Annotated in this window: 20 protein-coding genes; 14 read left to right on the forward strand and 6 right to left on the reverse strand. The window is 56.6% G+C overall.

The window, feature by feature from the left end; genetic code table 11:
- Window positions 1-47: 47 nt before the first annotated feature.
- The 4 genes from ACR0DX_RS05535 to sdhA all read left to right on the forward strand — a co-directional run bounded on the left by ACR0DX_RS05535 (window position 48) and on the right by sdhA (window position 3,503).
- Entirely contained in the window at window positions 48-710 is a 663-nt protein-coding gene (locus tag ACR0DX_RS05535; protein WP_170353515.1) for a DUF1194 domain-containing protein, read from the forward strand.
- Window positions 711-908: 198 nt separating this feature from the next.
- Window positions 909-1,295, forward strand: a complete 387-nt coding sequence (gene sdhC / locus ACR0DX_RS05540) for a succinate dehydrogenase, cytochrome b556 subunit (RefSeq protein WP_170353514.1) — start codon at window positions 909-911, stop codon at window positions 1,293-1,295.
- Between the two features lie 12 nt (window positions 1,296-1,307).
- The gene (sdhD, locus tag ACR0DX_RS05545) at window positions 1,308-1,679 is read left to right on the forward strand and encodes a succinate dehydrogenase, hydrophobic membrane anchor protein (protein ID WP_170353513.1); all 372 of its coding nucleotides are present in this window, start codon (window positions 1,308-1,310) and stop codon (window positions 1,677-1,679) included.
- An 18-nt stretch (window positions 1,680-1,697) separates the two neighbouring features.
- Complete coding sequence (gene sdhA, locus ACR0DX_RS05550) at window positions 1,698-3,503, forward strand: succinate dehydrogenase flavoprotein subunit (protein ID WP_170353512.1); 1,806 nt, start codon at window positions 1,698-1,700, stop codon at window positions 3,501-3,503.
- Window positions 3,504-3,572: 69 nt separating this feature from the next.
- On the opposite strand, the gene ACR0DX_RS05555 is transcribed toward sdhA, so the two are convergent.
- A complete protein-coding gene (locus ACR0DX_RS05555) occupies window positions 3,573-4,628 on the reverse strand; it encodes a glycosyltransferase family 4 protein (protein ID WP_170353511.1) in 1,056 nt (351 codons plus the stop codon).
- 163 nt (window positions 4,629-4,791) lie between these two features.
- On the opposite strand from ACR0DX_RS05555, the gene ACR0DX_RS05560 reads away from it, so the two are divergent.
- The 3 genes from ACR0DX_RS05560 to ACR0DX_RS05570 all read left to right on the forward strand — a co-directional run bounded on the left by ACR0DX_RS05560 (window position 4,792) and on the right by ACR0DX_RS05570 (window position 6,207).
- Complete coding sequence (locus ACR0DX_RS05560) at window positions 4,792-5,571, forward strand: succinate dehydrogenase iron-sulfur subunit (RefSeq protein ID WP_170353510.1); 780 nt, start codon at window positions 4,792-4,794, stop codon at window positions 5,569-5,571.
- Window positions 5,572-5,668: 97 nt separating this feature from the next.
- On the forward strand, window positions 5,669-5,908 hold the full coding sequence (locus ACR0DX_RS05565; protein ID WP_170353509.1) for a hypothetical protein: 240 nt from the start codon (window positions 5,669-5,671) through the stop codon (window positions 5,906-5,908).
- A 152-nt stretch (window positions 5,909-6,060) separates the two neighbouring features.
- On the forward strand, window positions 6,061-6,207 hold the full coding sequence (locus ACR0DX_RS05570) for a hypothetical protein (RefSeq protein ID WP_170353508.1): 147 nt from the start codon (window positions 6,061-6,063) through the stop codon (window positions 6,205-6,207).
- Window positions 6,208-6,456: 249 nt separating this feature from the next.
- On the opposite strand, the gene deoD is transcribed toward ACR0DX_RS05570, so the two are convergent.
- The 3 genes from deoD to ACR0DX_RS05585 form a co-directional block, all read right to left on the reverse strand.
- Window positions 6,457-7,167 carry a purine-nucleoside phosphorylase gene (gene deoD, locus ACR0DX_RS05575; protein ID WP_170353507.1) on the reverse strand — a complete coding sequence of 237 codons (711 nt, stop codon included), beginning with the start codon at window positions 7,165-7,167 and terminating at the stop codon, window positions 6,457-6,459.
- 17 nt (window positions 7,168-7,184) lie between these two features.
- Window positions 7,185-7,502 carry an H-NS histone family protein gene (locus ACR0DX_RS05580; protein ID WP_170353506.1) on the reverse strand — a complete coding sequence of 106 codons (318 nt, stop codon included), beginning with the start codon at window positions 7,500-7,502 and terminating at the stop codon, window positions 7,185-7,187.
- A 125-nt stretch (window positions 7,503-7,627) separates the two neighbouring features.
- Window positions 7,628-9,592 carry a protein meaA gene (locus ACR0DX_RS05585; protein ID WP_170527267.1) on the reverse strand — a complete coding sequence of 655 codons (1,965 nt, stop codon included), beginning with the start codon at window positions 9,590-9,592 and terminating at the stop codon, window positions 7,628-7,630.
- A 143-nt stretch (window positions 9,593-9,735) separates the two neighbouring features.
- On the opposite strand from ACR0DX_RS05585, the gene ACR0DX_RS05590 reads away from it, so the two are divergent.
- The 7 genes from ACR0DX_RS05590 to ACR0DX_RS05620 all read left to right on the forward strand — a co-directional run bounded on the left by ACR0DX_RS05590 (window position 9,736) and on the right by ACR0DX_RS05620 (window position 16,645).
- Window positions 9,736-11,124, forward strand: coding sequence for a 1-acyl-sn-glycerol-3-phosphate acyltransferase (locus ACR0DX_RS05590; RefSeq protein ID WP_480845439.1), 1,389 nt, complete (start codon window positions 9,736-9,738; stop codon window positions 11,122-11,124).
- Window positions 11,125-11,236: 112 nt separating this feature from the next.
- Complete coding sequence (gene ccrA, locus ACR0DX_RS05595) at window positions 11,237-12,523, forward strand: crotonyl-CoA carboxylase/reductase (RefSeq protein ID WP_170353503.1); 1,287 nt, start codon at window positions 11,237-11,239, stop codon at window positions 12,521-12,523.
- Between the two features lie 206 nt (window positions 12,524-12,729).
- Window positions 12,730-12,948, forward strand: a complete 219-nt coding sequence (locus ACR0DX_RS05600; protein WP_170353154.1) for a hypothetical protein — start codon at window positions 12,730-12,732, stop codon at window positions 12,946-12,948.
- Window positions 12,887-13,606: a LuxR family transcriptional regulator gene (locus tag ACR0DX_RS05605; protein WP_170353502.1), complete on the forward strand. Its 720-nt coding sequence runs from the start codon at window positions 12,887-12,889 to the stop codon at window positions 13,604-13,606. Before ACR0DX_RS05600 ends, ACR0DX_RS05605 begins: the two co-directional genes overlap by 62 nt.
- Window positions 13,607-13,688: 82 nt before the next feature.
- Window positions 13,689-14,327 carry an acyl-homoserine-lactone synthase gene (locus ACR0DX_RS05610; RefSeq protein WP_170353501.1) on the forward strand — a complete coding sequence of 213 codons (639 nt, stop codon included), beginning with the start codon at window positions 13,689-13,691 and terminating at the stop codon, window positions 14,325-14,327.
- A 60-nt stretch (window positions 14,328-14,387) separates the two neighbouring features.
- Window positions 14,388-15,920: an ATP-dependent DNA helicase gene (locus ACR0DX_RS05615; protein WP_170353500.1), complete on the forward strand. Its 1,533-nt coding sequence runs from the start codon at window positions 14,388-14,390 to the stop codon at window positions 15,918-15,920.
- Window positions 15,917-16,645: an SDR family oxidoreductase gene (locus tag ACR0DX_RS05620; RefSeq protein ID WP_170353499.1), complete on the forward strand. Its 729-nt coding sequence runs from the start codon at window positions 15,917-15,919 to the stop codon at window positions 16,643-16,645. Before ACR0DX_RS05615 ends, ACR0DX_RS05620 begins: the two co-directional genes overlap by 4 nt.
- Window position 16,646: 1 nt before the next feature.
- Here ACR0DX_RS05620 and ACR0DX_RS05625 read toward each other — a convergent pair whose 3' ends face one another.
- Together ACR0DX_RS05625 and ACR0DX_RS05630 are read right to left on the reverse strand one after the other, a co-directional pair.
- Window positions 16,647-17,414, reverse strand: a complete 768-nt coding sequence (locus ACR0DX_RS05625) for a TIGR02186 family protein (protein WP_170353498.1) — start codon at window positions 17,412-17,414, stop codon at window positions 16,647-16,649.
- A gap of 2 nt (window positions 17,415-17,416) precedes the next feature.
- Window positions 17,417-18,337 (reverse strand): sulfite exporter TauE/SafE family protein, encoded by a 921-nt coding sequence (locus ACR0DX_RS05630; RefSeq protein ID WP_170353497.1) that lies wholly within the window; start codon window positions 18,335-18,337, stop codon window positions 17,417-17,419.
- Window positions 18,338-18,523 lie beyond the last annotated feature (186 nt).

The raw sequence follows: 18,523 nt of genomic DNA on the forward strand, positions 1-18,523 counted from the left end.
CACATTCATGTGATCGCAGCCCGCGTCATTCGTGCTAGGCTGCGGTCATGCGCGCGTTCCGATCCATAGCTTTGAGTTTTTGCCTGGCTTCACCCGCCATGGCCTGCGATCTTGCGCTGGCGTTGGCAGTGGATGTCTCTGGATCGGTTGATTCCTCGGAATACCGTATTCAGATGGACGGGTTGGCTGCAGGTTTGCGCGATCCCATCGTGTCTGAAGCACTGGTGCGTGGTCAGGCCCGCTTGATGCTTGTGCAATGGACAGGCGCCTCGCGGCAGAAGATCACAATCCCCTGGACCAATATCGACAGTTTCGAAACGCTGGATCTGTTTGCAGATCAGGTGGCTGCTGACCCGCGCGTCTGGCGTAATTTCTCGACCGCAATAGGCGAGGCCCTGGAAATGACGCTGTCGAGTTTTGACGAAGTCGCCACCTGCAAAAGGCATCTTATCGATATCTCGGGCGATGGAACCTCTAACGAAGGGGTTGAGCCTAGCGAGATACATGAAGTTTTGCGTAGCCAAGGTGTAACAGTGAACGCGATTGCGATCGAAGAAAGCGAACCAGACCTGACCGCCTACTTCTTTGAAAACGTGATCGTGGGCGAAGGGGCCTTTGTGGTCTCGGCTGCGGGGTTTGAGGACTACCCCGAACGTATTCGCAAGAAATTGTTGCGGGAAGTGACGCAGCAAACCGCAGGTCTGGACTGAGTGAATGCAGATTCGGAAGTCGCGGCGCTAACACTCGATGGACTTGAATTCATTTGTGATCACGTCATTATTTTGTGTGATCACAATTCTCAAATATGCGTCATTTTGCTCCAATATTAGGCTTTTTTGCATCTGCAGCACGTGACAGAGTCGCAAAAAACAGTAAAACGTTCGGTAGCCAACCGAAAAGGAGCCGCCATGGCCGATGTTAACCGGGGCAATCGCCCGTTATCGCCGCATCTGTCGATCTATCGCCCGCAGTTGACCTCGGTCACCTCTATTCTGACCCGTATCACCGGGAACGCGATGATCGTGGCGGCCTTGCTGATCGTATGGTGGTTTCTGGCCGCCGCATCCTCGCCCGAAGCATACGAGCGTGCGAATTGGTGGCTGACATCGGTTTTGGGTGATCTTGTGATGGCTCTGTCCCTGTGGGGGTTGTGGTACCACACGCTGGCAGGTGTTCGGCACCTGATCTGGGACAACGCGAAGGGGCTGGAGTTGCCGGTCGCGGAGAAGCTGGGTTGGGCGGTTGTCATCGGGTCGGTTGTCCTGACCCTGCTGACCCTGATCATCGTTGCGTAAAGGAGGCCAGACATGCGTTATCTGACAGACCGCAAACGCGCCAGTGGCCTTGGATCGGCCAAGGCAGGCACAGCTCATTTCTGGCGGATGAAGGTCAGCTCGGTGGCATTGCTGATCCTTGTTCCGCTGTTCATCTTCACCTTTGGTCCCATGCTGGGGCAGCCTTATGATGTGGTGCTGGACTACTATTCGCGCCCGTTCCCGGCAATTGTTGCGGCACTGACGCTTGTGATCGGCATGAAACACTTCGCCGAAGGGGCGCAGGTGATGCTTGAGGATTATACCCACGGCACGACCGAGAAGGTCCTGATCATCCTGACCACCTGCTTGTCCTACGGCGCGGCTGCGGCGGGCCTATTCGCCATCGCCCGCATTGCCCTCTAATTCCCGGAGCTGAAAGAAATGGCTGCATACGAATACGAAACGCACGAATATGACGTGGTCGTTGTCGGCGCCGGTGGGGCGGGTCTGCGGGCCACCCTGGGCATGGCCGAACAAGGGTTGCGCACCGCCTGTGTAACCAAGGTTTTTCCGACCCGCTCGCATACAGTGGCGGCGCAGGGCGGCATTGCCGCGTCACTGTCGAATATGGGTCCGGACCACTGGCAGTGGCACATGTACGACACCGTCAAAGGCTCGGACTGGCTGGGCGATACTGACGCAATGGAATACCTCGCGCGTGAGGCGCCCAAGGCCGTGTACGAGCTGGAGCACTACGGTGTGCCTTTCAGCCGGACCGAGGAAGGTAAGATCTATCAGCGCCCGTTCGGTGGCCACACCACCGAATTTGGCGAAGGCCCTGCAGTGCAGCGCACCTGTGCGGCTGCTGACCGGACCGGCCACGCGATCCTGCATACTCTGTACGGGCAATCGCTGAAGAACAACGCTGAGTTCTACATCGAATACTTCGCCATCGACCTGATCATGTCCGACGATGGGCAGTGTCAGGGCGTCGTCTGCTGGAAGCTGGACGACGGCACGATGCATGTTTTCAATGCCAAGATGGTTGTGCTGGCGACCGGCGGTTACGGTCGCGCCTATTTCAGCGCAACCTCGGCCCATACCTGCACCGGCGACGGCGGCGGCATGGTGGCCCGTGCAGGCCTGGCCTTGCAGGATATGGAGTTCGTGCAGTTCCACCCCACCGGCATCTACGGTTCGGGCTGCTTGATCACCGAAGGCGCGCGAGGAGAGGGCGGATACCTGACCAACTCGGAAGGCGAGCGGTTTATGGAGCGCTATGCGCCCCAGTACAAAGACCTGGCGCCCCGTGACTATGTAAGCCGTTCGATGACGATGGAAATCCGCGAAGGCCGTGGCCACGGTGACAATGGCGACCATATCCACCTGAACCTCAGCCACCTGCCTGCCGAGGCGCTGGCCGAGCGTTTGCCGGGCATTTCAGAATCTGCGCGCGTCTTTGCGGGCGTGGATGTCACCAAGGAACCGATCCCGGTTCTGCCGACGGTTCACTACAACATGGGCGGTATCCCCACAAACTATTGGGGCGAGGTTCTGAACCCCACCGCCGATAACCCAACCGCCGTGGTTCCCGGCCTGATGGCTGTGGGCGAGGCCGGTTGTGCCTCAGTTCATGGGGCAAACCGCTTGGGCTCGAACTCTTTGATCGACCTTGTGGTCTTTGGCCGCGCGGCCGCGATCCGGGCCGGTAAGGTTGTAGATGCCGAGGCTGCGAATCCGGTGCTGAATCAGGCGTCGGTCGATAAGGCTTTTGACCGGTTCGATGCGGCACGCAACGCCAATGGTTCGATTCCGACCGCCGACCTGCGGCTTGAGATGCAGAAAACCATGCAGGCTGACGCGGCAGTATTCCGTACCGCCAAGACCATGGCCGAAGGCGTCGAAAAGATGACGGCCATTGCGGCTAAGATGGATGATCTGAAAGTCACCGACCGCTCGTTGGTGTGGAATAGCGACCTGATGGAGACGCTGGAACTGGGCAACCTGATGCCGAGCGCATTGGCAACGATCGTCGGAGCCGAAGCGCGTAAGGAATCTCGTGGTGCCCATGCCCATGAGGATTTTGCCGAGCGCGATGATGAGAACTGGCGTGTTCACACCGTCAGCCGGGTCGAGGGTAATAAGGTTGAGCTCAGCTATCGTCCTGTGATTGCGGACCCGCTGACGACCGAAGCCGAAGGCGGAATCAGCCTCAAGAAAATCGCACCGAAGGCGCGGACTTTCTGACGCATTTGTTTAAAAACCACGAAAAAAGCCACCCATAAGCTGGGTGGCTTTTTTAATGGGGCAGTCTCCCTATGTGAGTTCTGCGAGAGCTTGCTTCAACTGACCAGAAATATGGGCTGGTTGGCGGGCAACAGCGAATTGCAAGCAGGCTCGGCGTTTTTCGTTCAGTTCGTCTTTTGACATCTCCATCACCCGCATCATCGTCCGGATCAATCCGCGCGGGTTTTGCGCCGGATACAACAGGTCATGACAGGCTTCGGGGGTCGTGTGTTTGTGTGGTTCAATGTCCGGACCAATGATCGGAAGTCCGAAGGTTTGGGCCAGCATGGCAGTTCCCGACGTAAACGTGTTCATTGATGGCAAGGTGTAGACATGCGATTGCGAGAAAATCGTGGGAATTTCGTCGTCCGGAACACGGTCGGAAATCACGGTCACATTCGGATTCACCTGCATTCGACGCATTAGCCTGCGTCCCGAGCGAAAGACTTTCCCGACCACCGATAGCTCGAACGAATGTCCGCGATTGGTCAATTTGCGGGCGGCTTCATGCAGCTTGTCCAGGTCACGATTTCCACGCATTGCACCAAAAGCCAGGAACCGGATCGGTTGGTTTGCGTGCGCTGACCGGTTAAGCGTGACCTCTGTCGGCTCATAGACGCCAAGGTAACTTGGATGGGGAATCAATCGAATCTTCTCTGAATCTGCACCATATTCCGAGATCATGTGACGCGCCGCGTGGGGTGTATGCACATGAATCAGGTCAGACATCTGAGTCAGTTGCTGGCGAATCTGCCGAAAATTGTCGGTAAGCTCGGCCTGCGAATGCGCTGCCTGGTTGTGGATGGTCCAAATCAGACGCCCGCCGTTTTCCCGGTAGCGCTCTAGCCCTCGTTTGACTTCATGAAAAAGCGGACTTGTGTCATCGGATTCGACGATACGGAACAGGCGGTCATCCCAATGAAGATGAATAATCCTGTGTGCTGCTCTGAAATCGGGGTTTGCGAATTGCGCAAACGAAACCTCGCGTGGGGCGGACAGAGTGAATTCGGGGCTGCAAGCCGAATACATCATATCCTGATAAGGGTTCTTCGTGCCGTATGGGAAATTGGCGACTTTGGTTTGCATTTAGAGTCCCGGATACTGCTCATCATTTGCGGGGTCTTGCCTGATTGCTAAATCCCGGTGCATAGGCGAATTTGCCTAATTTTATTGGGTGTTTTCAAGGCTAAATGGTTGGCTTTCAGCGGTTCTGAGTGTATCAATGCGCAGGAATTTAGCGAGGTCGGAAATGGTACAGCTCACCCTGCCAAAGAATTCCCGGATCACAACCGGAAAAACCTGGCCCAAGCCGGATGGCGCAACCAACGTGCGCAAGTTTCAGATCTATCGCTGGAACCCGGATGATGGTCAGAATCCTAGGGTTGATACCTATTTCGTTGATATGGACAACTGTGGTCCAATGGTTTTGGACGCACTGATCAAGATCAAGAACGAGATTGACCCAACCCTGACTTTCCGCCGGTCCTGCCGCGAAGGCATTTGCGGATCCTGCGCGATGAACATCGACGGGATCAACACGTTGGCCTGTATCTATGGCATGGATGAGATCAAGGGCGATGTTAAGATTTACCCGCTGCCGCATATGCCGGTCGTCAAGGACCTGATACCGGACCTGACGCATTTCTATGCTCAGCATGCCTCGATCATGCCGTGGCTGGAAACCAAGACCAACCGCCCTGCGAAAGAGTGGAAGCAGTCCATCGAAGATCGCAAAAAGCTAGATGGTCTATATGAGTGCGTGATGTGCGCAAGCTGCTCGACCTCGTGCCCCAGCTATTGGTGGAATGGCGATCGCTATCTTGGACCCGCAGCATTGTTGCACGCCTATCGCTGGATCATCGACAGCCGCGATGAGGCCACGGGTGAACGTCTGGACGAGTTGGAAGATCCCTTCAAACTGTATCGTTGCCACACGATCATGAACTGCGCCAAGACGTGCCCCAAGGGTCTGAACCCGGCCAAGGCGATTGCCGAAATCAAAAAGATGTTGGTCGAACGGGCAGTTTGATCACAGTTTCAAAAAATGACAAACCCTGGGATGGAAACCTCCCGGGGTTTTTCGTGTCATGCGGGTATTGAAATATCGGAGTACCTCAATGACTAGAATGCTGACAAAGGTTTTTCCCCTCGTTGCGCTTGCGGTTGTGTCCGCATGCAGCGGATCAAATGGCAGCCGGGCGGACCTTGTTTTCAAACAGGTGGATTGCGCTAATCAAGCCGGGATTGAAGGCCAATTCACCACTCAGATTGTCCGTAAGGATGGCAAACACACCGAGGTTTTTGTTCCGGGCAACGGGGTTAGCGAAGCGCAGGCCGCCCAAGCGAATGCCTGTGTCACCGCGTAAATCAAATGACCCGCAAGGTTGGCAAAACCATATGCCAGCCTTGCATGCAAATGAGGAATGGCGAGACTGCAAAAAGATGAGGTGACCCCCGCAGCTTGACAGCCTATTTTCCGCACAGGGAGGAACGATGGAACCGGAATGGGATCGCTCCGATGCAAGTGCAAGAATCTAAAAACAATTCGAACGCAGCTAAGGCGCTGGCGCTTTTGGAACAGGCATGGGCTTACTACATGCCTGAACCCACCGAAACTGCAGAGCTGCGCGAACCTGAGCTCTTTGAATACGCGAACGCGGCTTGATGCGATGGACGGAATGGGCAATGGATAGCCATGCCTGTTCTGTTGCTTTTACTTGCCGCCGGTGTTTTCGCCTACCTTTATTGGCGGTCCAGAACGACGTCACTGTCCCGCGATTGCCGGTGGCGTCAACATCGAAAGGAAGGCATCTGGGTCTGCGCGTTTTGCGGCGCCCAGCATGAGGGTAAAGACGCGCCGAACATATGTCTTAGAGAGCGCTAAACAAGCAGGGCAGTTTCGCCCTGCTTGAATCTATGCTGCGGGAAAGGCTGCGTGCAGAGCGATCTCGACCATATCGCCAAAGCTGCTTTCACGCTCGGAAGAGGGCAGAGCCTCTCCGGTCAGCAAGTGGTCCGAGACGGTGAGAACGGCTAGTGCCCTGCATTGATGGCGGGCGGCCAGAATATACAACTCCGCAGCTTCCATTTCGACGCCCAGGATACCATGACGCACCATCTGTTCATTCAAGTCGGGGCGCTCATCATAAAAAACGTCGGACGAGTAAATGCCCCCTACATGGGTCGGCGTACCCTTTGCGGCTGCAGCCGTCGCGGCGTCTTGCAACAGGTCCCAATCCGCACACGGGGCAAAGTTCAGCTCTTTCATGATCCCGCGGGACGGCGTGCTAAGCGTGGTCGATGTCATGGCAAGGATCACGTCGCGGATATTGACCTTATCCTGCATGCCGCCGCATGAACCGATGCGGATCAGGGTCTTGGCTCCATAGTCGCGGATCAGCTCGTTCACGTAGATCGAGAGCGAAGGCATACCCATCCCGCTGCCCTGAATGGTTACGCGGTTGCCCTTCCAGGTCCCGGTGAACCCCAACATGCCGCGCACATTGTTGACTTGTTTTACGTCGTCCAGAAACATCTCTGCCGCCCATTTAGCCCGGTATGGGTCGCCGGGCAAAAGAACCGTTTCTGCAATTTCGCCTTTTTCGGCACCAATATGAATTGTCATGTCAAAGTTAATTCCTATCAGATTTCCAAATCGGCTATATCCGCTCCGGAATTGAGCGCGTCATGAACCCATTGCGGTTTGCGTCCGCGTCCAGACCACGTTTGAGTTGGCTCAGAAGGGTTGCGATATTTGGCATTTGCTTTTGGTTTGCTGCCCGATCCGATGCCGCCATCCGACAATTCAGACAAGGAAAAGCCGAATTCTGCCGCAGCTTTTTCTGCAGCTTTCAAAGCCTCTTGCCGTTCGCGTTTTTCTGCTTTTATCAATGCCTTATCTAACTGTCCGCGCAGGTCAATCAGCTCTTTGCGCGACATTTTTTCAAGGTTAATCGCCATTCGTGCTCTCCCAGCCCAAGTTTTATTACGGCGTTTTCAAAGCAATGCCGTAAATCTAACAACGGGCGATATCTATCCCAATTTACCATGGAATAGATATTGAAAAAGAACAGGTAATGCGACTGTTATTGAGCGGCAATGTTTTGAGGGTCAACCAGCGTAACAATATCCCCCATTATTGCGTTCAGCTCAAAGTTCTTGGGGGTATAGATTTGCGCGACGCCCATTGCCTTAAGCTTTTCCGCATCATCTTCGGGGATGATCCCGCCGACAATTACCGGAACGTCTAAGCCGGCGGCATTCAGGCGCGCCATGACATCCTGCACCAGAGGAATATGGCTGCCCGACAAGATCGAAAGGCCAATCACATGGGCCTGATCTTCCATTGCTGCGGTGACGATTTCTTCGGGTGTCAGGCGGATGCCTTCATAGCTGATGTCCATGCCGCAATCGCGGGCGCGGAAAGCGATCTGTTCCGCGCCGTTTGAATGGCCGTCCAACCCTGGCTTGCCGACCAGAAACTTCAGACGACGACCCAGCTTGTCGCTGACCGCATCCACAGCGGCGCGCAGGTCTTCCAAACCTTCGGTTTTATTCGATACCGACCCGGACACACCAGTCGGCCCACGATATGTGCCATAAACCTTGCGCATTTCTTCGGCCCATTCGCCAGTGGTGACACCGGCCTTGGCAGCTGCGATCGAAGGCTCCATGACGTTCGCGCCTGTCTGCGCCGCTTCGCGCAATGCCGCCAACGCTGCCGTAACGGCGGCGTCATCGCGTTCGGAGCGCCATACGTTGAGACGGCTGATCTGCTCTTGCTCGACCGCTGGATCGACAACCATGATGCCGCCGTCCTCGGTCTGCAGCGGTGAGGGTTCACCTTCAGTCCACTTATTCACGCCGACGACAACGGTTTCATTACGTTCGATGCGATTCAGGCGCTCGGCGTTCGAGTCCACCAGACGGGATTTCATGTATTCGATCGAAGCGACCGCGCCACCCATCGAATCCAGATTTGCCAACTCGGCGCGCGCGCCTGCTTTCAGTTCTTCGACCTTGGCGTCGACAGCGGGGTTGCCGTCGAACAGATCGCCGTATTCCAGAAGATCGGTCTCATAGGCCAGAATCTGCTGCATCCGCATCGACCATTGCTGATCCCATGGGCGGGGCAGACCCAACGCCTCGTTCCAGGCAGGCAACTGAACCGCGCGGGCGCGTGCCTTTTTCGACAGAGTCACGGCCAACATCTCGATCAGGATGCGATAGACGTTGTTTTCTGGTTGTTGCTCGGTCAAGCCAAGCGAGTTCACCTGCACGCCGTAGCGGAAGCGGCGGAACTTGGGATCTTCGACTCCATAGCGGTCTTTCAGAATCTCGTCCCAAAGATCCACGAAGGCGCGCATCTTGCACATCTCGGTCACGAAACGGATTCCTGCGTTCACAAAAAACGAAATCCGACCGCAGAGCGCGGGGAAATCTTCGGCCGGTACGCGCGGGCGCAGCTCGTCCAGAACAGCGATTGCTGTTGCAAGGGCATAGGCCAGCTCTTGTTCGGGCGTCGCGCCAGCTTCTTGTAAGTGATAGGAACACACGTTCATCGGGTTCCATTTCGGAACGTTGGTATAGCAGTACTCCGCTACATCCGCGATCATCTTCAGCGACGGTTTCGGCGGGCACACGTAAGTACCGCGGCTCAGATATTCCTTGATCAGGTCGTTCTGAACCGTCCCTTGCAGCTTGGATACATCAGCACCCTGCTCCTCGGCCACGGCGATATACAGCGCCAGCAACCATGGTGCCGTTGCGTTGATGGTCATCGAGGTATTCATCTGTTCCAGCGGAATTTGGTCGAACAGAACTCGCATGTCGCCCAAGTGACTGATAGGAACGCCGACTTTCCCGACCTCGCCCCGAGCCAACGTATGGTCGCTGTCATAACCAGTTTGAGTGGGCAAATCGAAGGCCACTGACAGCCCGGTCTGACCCTTTGCCAGATTGCCGCGATACAATGTGTTCGACGCCTTTGCGGTGGAATGACCGGCGTAGGTTCGGATGAGCCAGGGGCGATCTTTCTGCGTCTGCGTCATGGCGGGCCTCGTGTCCTTGGTGGGCAATAAAATTACTCTGAAGGCTTCTAAAGCGCAATTTTTGGGATATGTCAATTCGCTGCGATGCGGCATATGCAGTTCTTGTGATTGTAGGACGCAACGTTTGCTGTCAGGGTGCGCGCATGACTGAGACCGTGGAGCTTCCGCTTTGGCTGTTTTTGCTGATCCTGGTGTTTGCCGCGGTCACATTTGCTTCGCATTTTCTGTTTCCGTCCGTGCGGTGGTTCTTTCGTCGTCGCCTTGAACGTGCGGTGAAGCGCCTGAATACGCGGCTGCAGCGCCCGATTCAGCCTTTCAAGCTGGCCGAGCGGCACGACATGATCCAGCGCCTGATTTACGACCCCCAAGTGGGACAAGCGGTTCAGGATCATGCACATGAAACCGGCGTCCCCGAAGCGGTGGCTTTCGAAACCGCCCGCCGTTACGCGCGCGAGATCGTGCCATCTTTCTCGGCGGTGGCGTATTTCAGTTTTGCAATTCGGATCGCCCGCATGCTGAGCAATGCGTTCTACGATGTGCGCCTCAGCTATCAGGATGAGGAGGCGATCAAAAACATCGACCCCGACGCAACCGTTGTGTTTGTGATGAACCATCGCAGCAACATGGATTATGTTTTGGTCACGTATCTGGCCGCGCAGCACTCGGCTTTGTCCTACGCGGTGGGCGAGTGGGCGCGCGTCTGGCCGCTCAGCCGCTTGATCCGGGCCATGGGCGCTTACTTTATCCGCCGCAGATCGGGCAGCGAGCTCTACCGGCAGGTCCTGGCCTGTTATGTGCGTCACGCGACCGAAGCAGGGGTAACGCAGGCTATGTTCCCTGAAGGGGGGCTAAGCCTAAGTGGTGCTCTGGGGCGCCCTAAGCTGGGTCTTCTAAAGTATATTCTGGATGGAACCAAACCAGATGGACGAGATGTGGTCTTTGTGCCTGTCGCGCTGAATTACGACCGGGTTCTTGAAGATACGATCCTGACCAAGGCTGCACTGGGGAATGAAAGGCGTTTTCGCGCCCGTACTGGGGTGATCACGGGTTGGATTCTCAAGCAGATCGGTCGCCGTTTGATCGGGCGGTACACTCGGTTCGGACTCGCGTCGGTGCGGTATGGGAAACCGATCTCTTTGCAGGAGTTTCGTACCGAGCATGAGCGGGACGTTATGACGGATCTGGCGCGTGCCCTGATGGGCCGTATCAAAGATGCTATCCCGCTTGTCCCTCTGCCGGCGATCTGCAAGCTGATCCAGGAACGTGGTGAATTGCTGGAAGATGACGTCCGGCGTATTGTTTCGGATTCCATGCGACGCGACGGAACTTCGGCAGGTCCAGACGACACTGTGATTACCCAGGCTCTGGACCAACTCGTGCAGAGGCGGATCCTGAAGCAGGTGGATGGAAAAATATCCCAATCTGGTCAACGGGTTGACCTGTTGAACTACTATGCGGCCTCTGCGCGGGAAGATATCGAGTTTGGAGATGCTGCGCCAGCAAGAGAAATTTCTGCACCCGCTGGGTCATAAAATTACAAAATAGATGCAAATTCTATTGCAATATTGCTCTGGTCCAAATATCTCATCTGGTAACGCAGGCGATTCTGCATCGCGGCGAAGGGTTAGATAAAAGGAGGCCAACATGGCTCTGGACACCGAAAGCGGTATCGCGTCCTACGACGCGCCGGAAAAAGACCTCTATGAGATGGGCGAAATCCCTCCGATGGGATTTGTACCTAAGAAAATGTATGCGTGGGCGATCCGTAAGGAACGCCATGGCGAGCCGGACACGGCCATGCAGCTGGAAGTGGTCGATGTGCCCAAGCTGGACAGCCACGAGGTGCTGGTTCTGGTGATGGCGGCTGGTGTGAACTACAACGGCGTCTGGGCGTCGCTGGGTAAGCCGATCAGCCCCTTTGACGGCCATGGTCAGCCCTTCCACATCGCGGGTTCGGATGCCTCGGGCATCGTCTGGGCCGTGGGTGAGAAAGTCACCCGCTGGAAAGTGGGCGACGAGGTCGTGATCCATTGTAATCAGGACGATGGTGACGACGAGCACTGCAACGGTGGCGACCCGATGTATTCGGACAGCCAGCGCATCTGGGGTTACGAGACGCCCGATGGCTCGTTCGCGCAGTTCACCAATGTGCAAGCCCAGCAGCTGATGCCGCGCCCCAAGCACCTGAGCTGGGAAGAAAGCGCCTGCTACACGCTGACCTTGGCCACCGCCTACCGGATGCTGTTCGGTCACGAACCGCATGACCTGAAGCCGGGCCAGAACGTTCTGGTTTGGGGCGCGTCGGGCGGTCTGGGATCGTATGCGATCCAGCTGATCAACACCGCAGGTGCGAATGCGATCGCTGTGATCTCGGACGAAAGCAAGCGTGACTTTGTGATGGGTCTGGGTGCCAAGGGCGTGATCAACCGCAAGGATTTCAATTGCTGGGGTCAGCTGCCTACAGTCAACACGCCGGAATATGCCGAGTGGTTCAAAGAGGCCCGTAAATTCGGCAAAGCCATCTGGGACATCACAGGCAAGGGTGTGAATGTCGACATGGTGTTTGAACATCCTGGCGAAAGTACCTTCCCAGTCTCGACCTTCGTGGTGAAAAAGGGCGGTATGGTCGTCATCTGTGCTGGCACCACCGGATACAACCTGACCTTCGACGTGCGTTATATGTGGATGCACCAGAAGCGTCTTCAGGGTTCGCACTTTGCGCATTTGAAGCAGGCATCGGCGGCAAACCAGCTGATGGTCGAGCGTCGTCTGGACCCCTGCATGTCTGAAGTCTTTGCGTGGAACGAGCTGCCCGAAGCCCACATGAAAATGATGCGCAACGAGCATAAGCCCGGCAACATGTCGGTTCTAGTTCAGGCACCGCGCACCGGAATGCGCACCCTCGAAGAGGTTCTGGACGCACGCGGGTAACCGGCCTGCTTCCTAGAAATTGCGCCCGCGAATCGTTAATTCGGTTCGCGGGTGCGCTGCGTTTTGGGCGCGGGTGATCGTTTTCAACGACTTGCAAAACCCGACCCCGCTATTTTTGGGGAGTAGAAACCAGTGAATAGCCGCAAAAACACTGCACATGTTATGGTTGTGTTAACCCTTCGTTAACCGTTTCGGAGCGACTCTAGATGGCGAAAAATGAGTGGATACTGGACGTTTTGTCGGATCTCAACGCATTCGCCGTTGAGAACGGTTTGACCGCGCTTGCCGAGCAGTTGGATGACACCAAGCTGATCGCAGCGGCCGAGATTGCGTCCTTGAAGGATGAGGCTCGGACGCACGCGAATGGGAACAACACCGGATATGGCTCAGGTCCTGGAGGACTTGGAAAACACCAGCACGCTTGATGAACTAAGCGATGTTGCCGTCAGGTTGCGCGACCGGCTACAGGTTGAACATCTTATATATCATTGGGTTGACGGGGCAGGTGACCAGTACGGTTATACCACCTATCCTGACGCCTGGGCAGAACGATACCGCGAGCGGAATTACCACCGTATTGATCCGGTAATTCTGGGCTGTTTCCAACGCTTTCACCCGGTGGATTGGAAGTCCTTGGACTGGTCGGGCAAGGTGGCGAAGAATTTTCTTCAGGATGCGCTCGAACACGGGGTGGGCAATCAGGGCTATTCTATCCCGATCCGAGGTCCTAATGGTCAGTTTGCCTTGTTCACCGTTAACCATTCCTGCGACGATAACAGCTGGAAAAGATTTATTGATGCGCATGGGCGCGAGCTGATTTTGATTGCTCATTATTTAAATCGCAAAGCGCTTGAATTTGAGACCGACCGTCAACCGGACGCGCCGCGTGGATTGTCACCCCGCGAGGTGGACGCCATGACCCTACTTGCGCGGGGCCACAGTCGCGCACAGGTGGCGCATTCTCTGTCGATCTCCGAGCATACACTGAGGGTCTATATCGAAAGTGCCCGTGCCAAACTTGGGGCACAGAACACGACCCATGCGATCGCAACAGCGTTAAGCCGGGGATTAATAGTCGTTTAACGGCCGCGCGCACCTCGAACGGTAAATTAACCACGACTTCGTACCCCCTTCGTTCCTGCACAGGACGACAGGGGGAAATGTCATGTTGCGCTATTTGTTTGCCGACGAACTTAACAAGTTTCCGGAGCTCGCCGACGGAATGTTCCGCGACCGAGCCGATCAGTTCAAAACCCGACTGGGTTGGGACGTATATGTCAATGAAAGGGGGGAAGAGCGGGATCAGTATGATGATCTGAATCCGCTCTATGTTATCTGGGAAGAAGAAGACGGTGGTCATGGCGGCTCGATGCGTGTGTTGCCGACAACCGGACGCGTCATGGTAAACGAAGTCTTCGGACATTTGACCGGAGGTGAGCCGATCCACAGCCCACTGATCTGGGAGGTAACGCGGTTTTGCCTGTCGCGCACCGCTAGCCCGCATACCGCCGGTGCTATCATGCTGAGCGGGGGGGAAATCATGGAAGGGTTCGGCCTGACCCACATCGCCGGCGTGTTTGATGCACGAATGATCAGGATTTACCGCCTGATCGGGTCGTCTCCGGTGGTGTTGGGGTCGCAAGGAACGGGGCGTGATCAGATTTCGGTAGGGCTGTGGCCTTATTCTTCTGACGATTGCAACCGTGTGGCCGAACGGGCCGGTATCCCGCGTGAACTGTCGCGTCTTTGGTTCAAGACCGCTTTCGGAACCGCGCGGCAGCATCGGTTTGCTCTGTCGGCATAACTTGCGGAAAAGCGGAAACCGCATCTGGTGATAGCTGGCGCGGCCTTGTAGGGTCGCGCCATGTCTACGCCCCTCGTGACCTTCTCGGACGATCAGGCCGCCGCCTATGACAACATCGCAGAGATGTTGAGGTCGGCAGGCGTTGATCTGGATGACGATGCCTTGCTGAAACTGCCGGGCAACGGAAAATCCGGTGTGATGGCGGTGATCGGCAAGGCTGGGTCGGGCAAGACGCTGCTGTTGGCCGAGCTTTATAAGGCGCTGGCTGAAACTGGCGTTCAGATCGTCTCGGGCGATTTTGAAAGCCGCAAGGCGCGGGACAAACGCAGCCTTGCAATTCTGGCCCCCACCAACAAAGCGGCCAGCGTATTGCGGTTGCGCGGAGTTCCTGCGACCACAATCCACCGCATCCTCTATACCCCGGTCTATGACCCAGAATATGAGCGGATTGCCGAGTGGCTGGCCGGAAACGACGAACGCCCCGAGATCGAGGGGCTGACGGACGAGGCACTGGACCGTGCTGCCGCGTTTTATGAAAACAACAAGTCCATTCCCGGTGCTTTGGCCGCGGCGGGGCTACGTGGTTCGGATTTCATTACTGGTTGGAAGCGTCGGGAAGAGCCCTTGGATATCGGGTTCGTGGACGAAGCTTCGATGTTGGATGACCGGCAGTTCGAAGACCTGCAGGAGATTTTCCCAACGCTGTTGTTGTTTGGCGATCCGGCGCAGCTGGCACCGGTCAATCAATCGGGCAGCATGGTGTTTGACGGTCTGCCCGAGCCGCGTAAGCAGATCCTGCACCGGGTGCACCGCCAGACGGCAGACAATCCCATTTTGGACCTGGCCCATGCGCTGGCCGATCCGGCCATGGGTTTTGAAGATTTTGAGCGTCTGGTTGAACAAACGGCCCGGCAGGATGATCGCGTCGTGTGGGGACAACGGGTCGAGGTTGATCTGATGGCCCGCAGCCCGGTTCTGGTGTGGCGCAATGCGACACGTATCCGTTTGATTCAGGCGTTTCGACAAGTGCATGGCGCTCCGGACACTGAACTGCTAGAGGGCGAGCCGCTGATCTGCGACGGGATCGAACTGCCCTTGAAGCACCGCAAGAAACGTTTGGACCTTGAGGCGCGCGGGCTGATCAAAGGGGCGCAGGTTGTCTATCTGGGGCCGGGTCGAAAGCCCGGTTTTTCGCGCCTGCACGTCATGGGGGCCGAGGACCCGCAGGTCAGCGCGGCCTCGATCGTCAAAATCGAAATGCCGGATGAAGAAGAGCCATTCATCCCCTATGCCGCCCGCATGGGCGCGACCTTTCTGCATGGGGCGGCCGTGACCATCCACAAGGCGCAGGGCTCTCAATGGGACACGGTGCAGGTCTTTGCACCCGATATCTACGCGGCTGCTCGGATGGGCCGAACCGAAGCGGGGCAGCCCCTTTGGAAACGTCTGGCCTATGTGGCCATCACGCGTGCGCAGGAACGGTTGATTTGGGTGGTACGGAACCGTTTGGCCAAGCCGACTTATCCTCTGCGCGTGGATGATCTGAGGGCGGTTCCGGCGGCCTCGCTGACATTGGAGGCGGAAGAGACATGAAGACGATCATCGTAACCGGCGCAAGCTCTGGCATAGGGCGCGCCACAGCCGAGCTGTTTCTGAATGAGGGCTGGACCGTAGGTCTGTTGGCCCGCAGTGCCGATAAGCTAGACGAAATTGCGCAACAGCACCCCAAGGCGATCGTTCTGGCTGCCGACGTGACGGATCCGGTTGCGGTATCTCGGGCCTTTCGGACGTTTTCCAATAGGGCGGACAGGCTGGATGTCCTGTTCAACAATGCGGGTATCTTTGCCCCCGGCGGCACCATTGATGAGATCGCGTTGGAAGACTGGTACCAAAGTGTAAACGTCAACTTGAACGGAATGTTCCTATGCGCGCGCGAAGCCTTTCGGATCATGCGACACCAAACGCCTCAGGGCGGCCGGATCATCAATAACGGATCGATTGCAGCCCACGTACCGCGACCAAACTCGGTGCATTATTCGGCAACGAAACACGCGATCACTGGGTTGACACGTAGCTTGTCTTTGGACGGGCGGGCATTTGGCGTTGCCTGCGGTCAGATCGATATCGGCAACGCGCGGACGCAGATGGTGCAGGATTTGGTAGACAAGGCCGTCGCAGCGGGGCAGCAGCCGGACCCCACGATGGACGTTGGTGACGCTGCCCGTTCGGTGCTTCACATGGCCAGTTTGCCGCCCGATGCGAATGTTCAGTTCATGACGGTTATGGCGACCACGATGCCTTATATTGGGCGTGGGTAATTCAGGTTTCGCGTAGTAGCCGGAAGGCGGTAGAAGCGCCCCAGCCAGCGGCAATCGCGATGACCAGAGACATCAGCCCATACCAGACGGGTTGTTCGCGGGACATTGTATAAAGGAACCGTTCCAGCCCCACTTTGCGCACGTCGATGATGGTTTCAAACTGCGACACGACTGCGCCGCCACGGGTGAGGAAAATGCGCGCCGCATACTCTCCTTCGGTCAGGTCCGCTGGCATGTCGATTGAGGTCCGAAATAAGGTTTGTTCGTCCACTGCAACCGTGTCCTCGCGAATGGAATACAGCCCTTCGTCTTCGCGGATTCGCACCACGGCATCGGCGAAGTCCTGTGCCCCGCGAATGTGCATCGCTGCACCGACAGATCGGATCGCACGTTCAATCGAAACACGATAGCGTAGGTCTTCGGTATCCGATAAAATGTCATCCAGCGGCGCGCTTGTTGCGACGGCGTAGAAACTGGGCGCAAGGTCGACCAGAACGCTGTCGGTATTGACCCAAATGCCAAGCTTGCGTTCTTTTCTGCGAACGGTCACCGGGCTGGATGGCCCCGCAACGGCGACGATGACCTCAAGCGGGGGACCGGACGGAATGGGTGTTTCGCGTTTGACGGCCCCGAAAATCAGAATCTCGGACCCGTCAAACGTGGCTGTGATCGCCACGCGATCCTGGCTAAGGCCAAGAACAACGGATTCTTCTTCGGCCAACGCGGGCGTCACGCACAGGGCAAGCAAAAGGATCAGGCGCTTCAGCATGATCAGTGCCCCCCTTCCACGCCCAGCGAATACAGCTCGGACGGTTCTAAAAGCAGATCAAGCGCCAGCTTTCCGCAAACGACCAAAACCAACGCAGCCAGCAGAACGCGCAGCTGCTCGGCCGGCATACGCGCGCCGATCACCGTGCCGATCTGCGCGCCTATGACGCCTCCGACCAGCAGCAGAACAGCCAGAACGATATCGACCGTATAGTTCGTTGTCGCGTGCAGCATCGTGGTGAACGCTGTTACGAAAATGATCTGAAAAAGCGAGGTGCCGACGACAACTTTGGTGGGCATTCCCAGCAGATAGATCATAGCAGGCACCATGATAAAGCCGCCTCCGACCCCCATGATCGCTGAAAGAACCCCAACGCACAGCCCGACCACAATCGGCGGGATGACCGAGATATAAAGGCCCGAGGTGCGGAAACGCATTTTGAAGGGCATGGCGTGCACCCAGCCACGCTGTCGTCGTTTCGCAGGCGCAGCGCCACCTTTTTTGGACTTTCGCAGCGCATTTAGGCTTTCGATGAACATCAGGCTGCCGACCACGCCGAGGAAGACGACATAGCACAGGGTAACCAGCAGATCGACCTGACCAAGACTTTTGAGGTAGTTGAATACCACCACCCCAAGGGCCGCGCCCATTAGACCTCCCGTCAGTAAGACAGTGCCCATCTTGAGGTCGACGGTCTTACGCCTGAAATGGGCCAGAACACCGGAAAACGAAGACGCGACGATTTGGTTCGCCTCGGTTGCCACAGCAACGGCCGGAGGGATGCCGATAAAGAACAGAAGCGGCGTCATCAGGAACCCGCCGCCGACGCCAAACATGCCGGAGAGGATACCGACCATACCGCCCAAACCCAGCAGCAGAAAAGCGTTAACAGAGACTTCGGCGATAGGAAGGTAGATCTGCATGGGGCACTAGGTCTTGTTAACAGGTGTGTTAGGTGATGATATGCGGTCCGTTTCCGGAAAGAGCTTTGAATTCTGCGTGAGGCGTGGCTTTGAACCCATTGGGCAATTTACCCGGGTGGGTATGTGTCCGGAATTGGCTGGCACAGGAAACACTCGCATACCTCTTTAGAGCGTCTGCGGCATGCA

The sequence above is a fragment of the Ruegeria sp. D3 genome (genome assembly GCF_056534465.1).

Coding starts and splice junctions, on each gene's coding strand:
- ACR0DX_RS05535 (WP_170353515.1), top strand. CDS start 48: ATGCGCGCGTTCCGATCCATAGCTTTGAGTTTTTGCCTGGCTTCACCC.
- sdhC (WP_170353514.1), top strand. CDS start 909: ATGGCCGATGTTAACCGGGGCAATCGCCCGTTATCGCCGCATCTGTCG.
- sdhD (WP_170353513.1), top strand. CDS start 1,308: ATGCGTTATCTGACAGACCGCAAACGCGCCAGTGGCCTTGGATCGGCC.
- sdhA (WP_170353512.1), top strand. CDS start 1,698: ATGGCTGCATACGAATACGAAACGCACGAATATGACGTGGTCGTTGTC.
- ACR0DX_RS05555 (WP_170353511.1), bottom strand. CDS start 4,628: ATGCAAACCAAAGTCGCCAATTTCCCATACGGCACGAAGAACCCTTAT.
- ACR0DX_RS05560 (WP_170353510.1), top strand. CDS start 4,792: ATGGTACAGCTCACCCTGCCAAAGAATTCCCGGATCACAACCGGAAAA.
- ACR0DX_RS05565 (WP_170353509.1), top strand. CDS start 5,669: ATGCTGACAAAGGTTTTTCCCCTCGTTGCGCTTGCGGTTGTGTCCGCA.
- ACR0DX_RS05570 (WP_170353508.1), top strand. CDS start 6,061: ATGCAAGTGCAAGAATCTAAAAACAATTCGAACGCAGCTAAGGCGCTG.
- deoD (WP_170353507.1), bottom strand. CDS start 7,167: ATGACAATTCATATTGGTGCCGAAAAAGGCGAAATTGCAGAAACGGTT.
- ACR0DX_RS05580 (WP_170353506.1), bottom strand. CDS start 7,502: ATGGCGATTAACCTTGAAAAAATGTCGCGCAAAGAGCTGATTGACCTG.
- ACR0DX_RS05585 (WP_170527267.1), bottom strand. CDS start 9,592: ATGACGCAGACGCAGAAAGATCGCCCCTGGCTCATCCGAACCTACGCC.
- ACR0DX_RS05590 (WP_480845439.1), top strand. CDS start 9,736: ATGACTGAGACCGTGGAGCTTCCGCTTTGGCTGTTTTTGCTGATCCTG.
- ccrA (WP_170353503.1), top strand. CDS start 11,237: ATGGCTCTGGACACCGAAAGCGGTATCGCGTCCTACGACGCGCCGGAA.
- ACR0DX_RS05600 (WP_170353154.1), top strand. CDS start 12,730: ATGGCGAAAAATGAGTGGATACTGGACGTTTTGTCGGATCTCAACGCA.
- ACR0DX_RS05605 (WP_170353502.1), top strand. CDS start 12,887: ATGGGAACAACACCGGATATGGCTCAGGTCCTGGAGGACTTGGAAAAC.
- ACR0DX_RS05610 (WP_170353501.1), top strand. CDS start 13,689: ATGTTGCGCTATTTGTTTGCCGACGAACTTAACAAGTTTCCGGAGCTC.
- ACR0DX_RS05615 (WP_170353500.1), top strand. CDS start 14,388: ATGTCTACGCCCCTCGTGACCTTCTCGGACGATCAGGCCGCCGCCTAT.
- ACR0DX_RS05620 (WP_170353499.1), top strand. CDS start 15,917: ATGAAGACGATCATCGTAACCGGCGCAAGCTCTGGCATAGGGCGCGCC.
- ACR0DX_RS05625 (WP_170353498.1), bottom strand. CDS start 17,414: ATGCTGAAGCGCCTGATCCTTTTGCTTGCCCTGTGCGTGACGCCCGCG.
- ACR0DX_RS05630 (WP_170353497.1), bottom strand. CDS start 18,337: ATGCAGATCTACCTTCCTATCGCCGAAGTCTCTGTTAACGCTTTTCTG.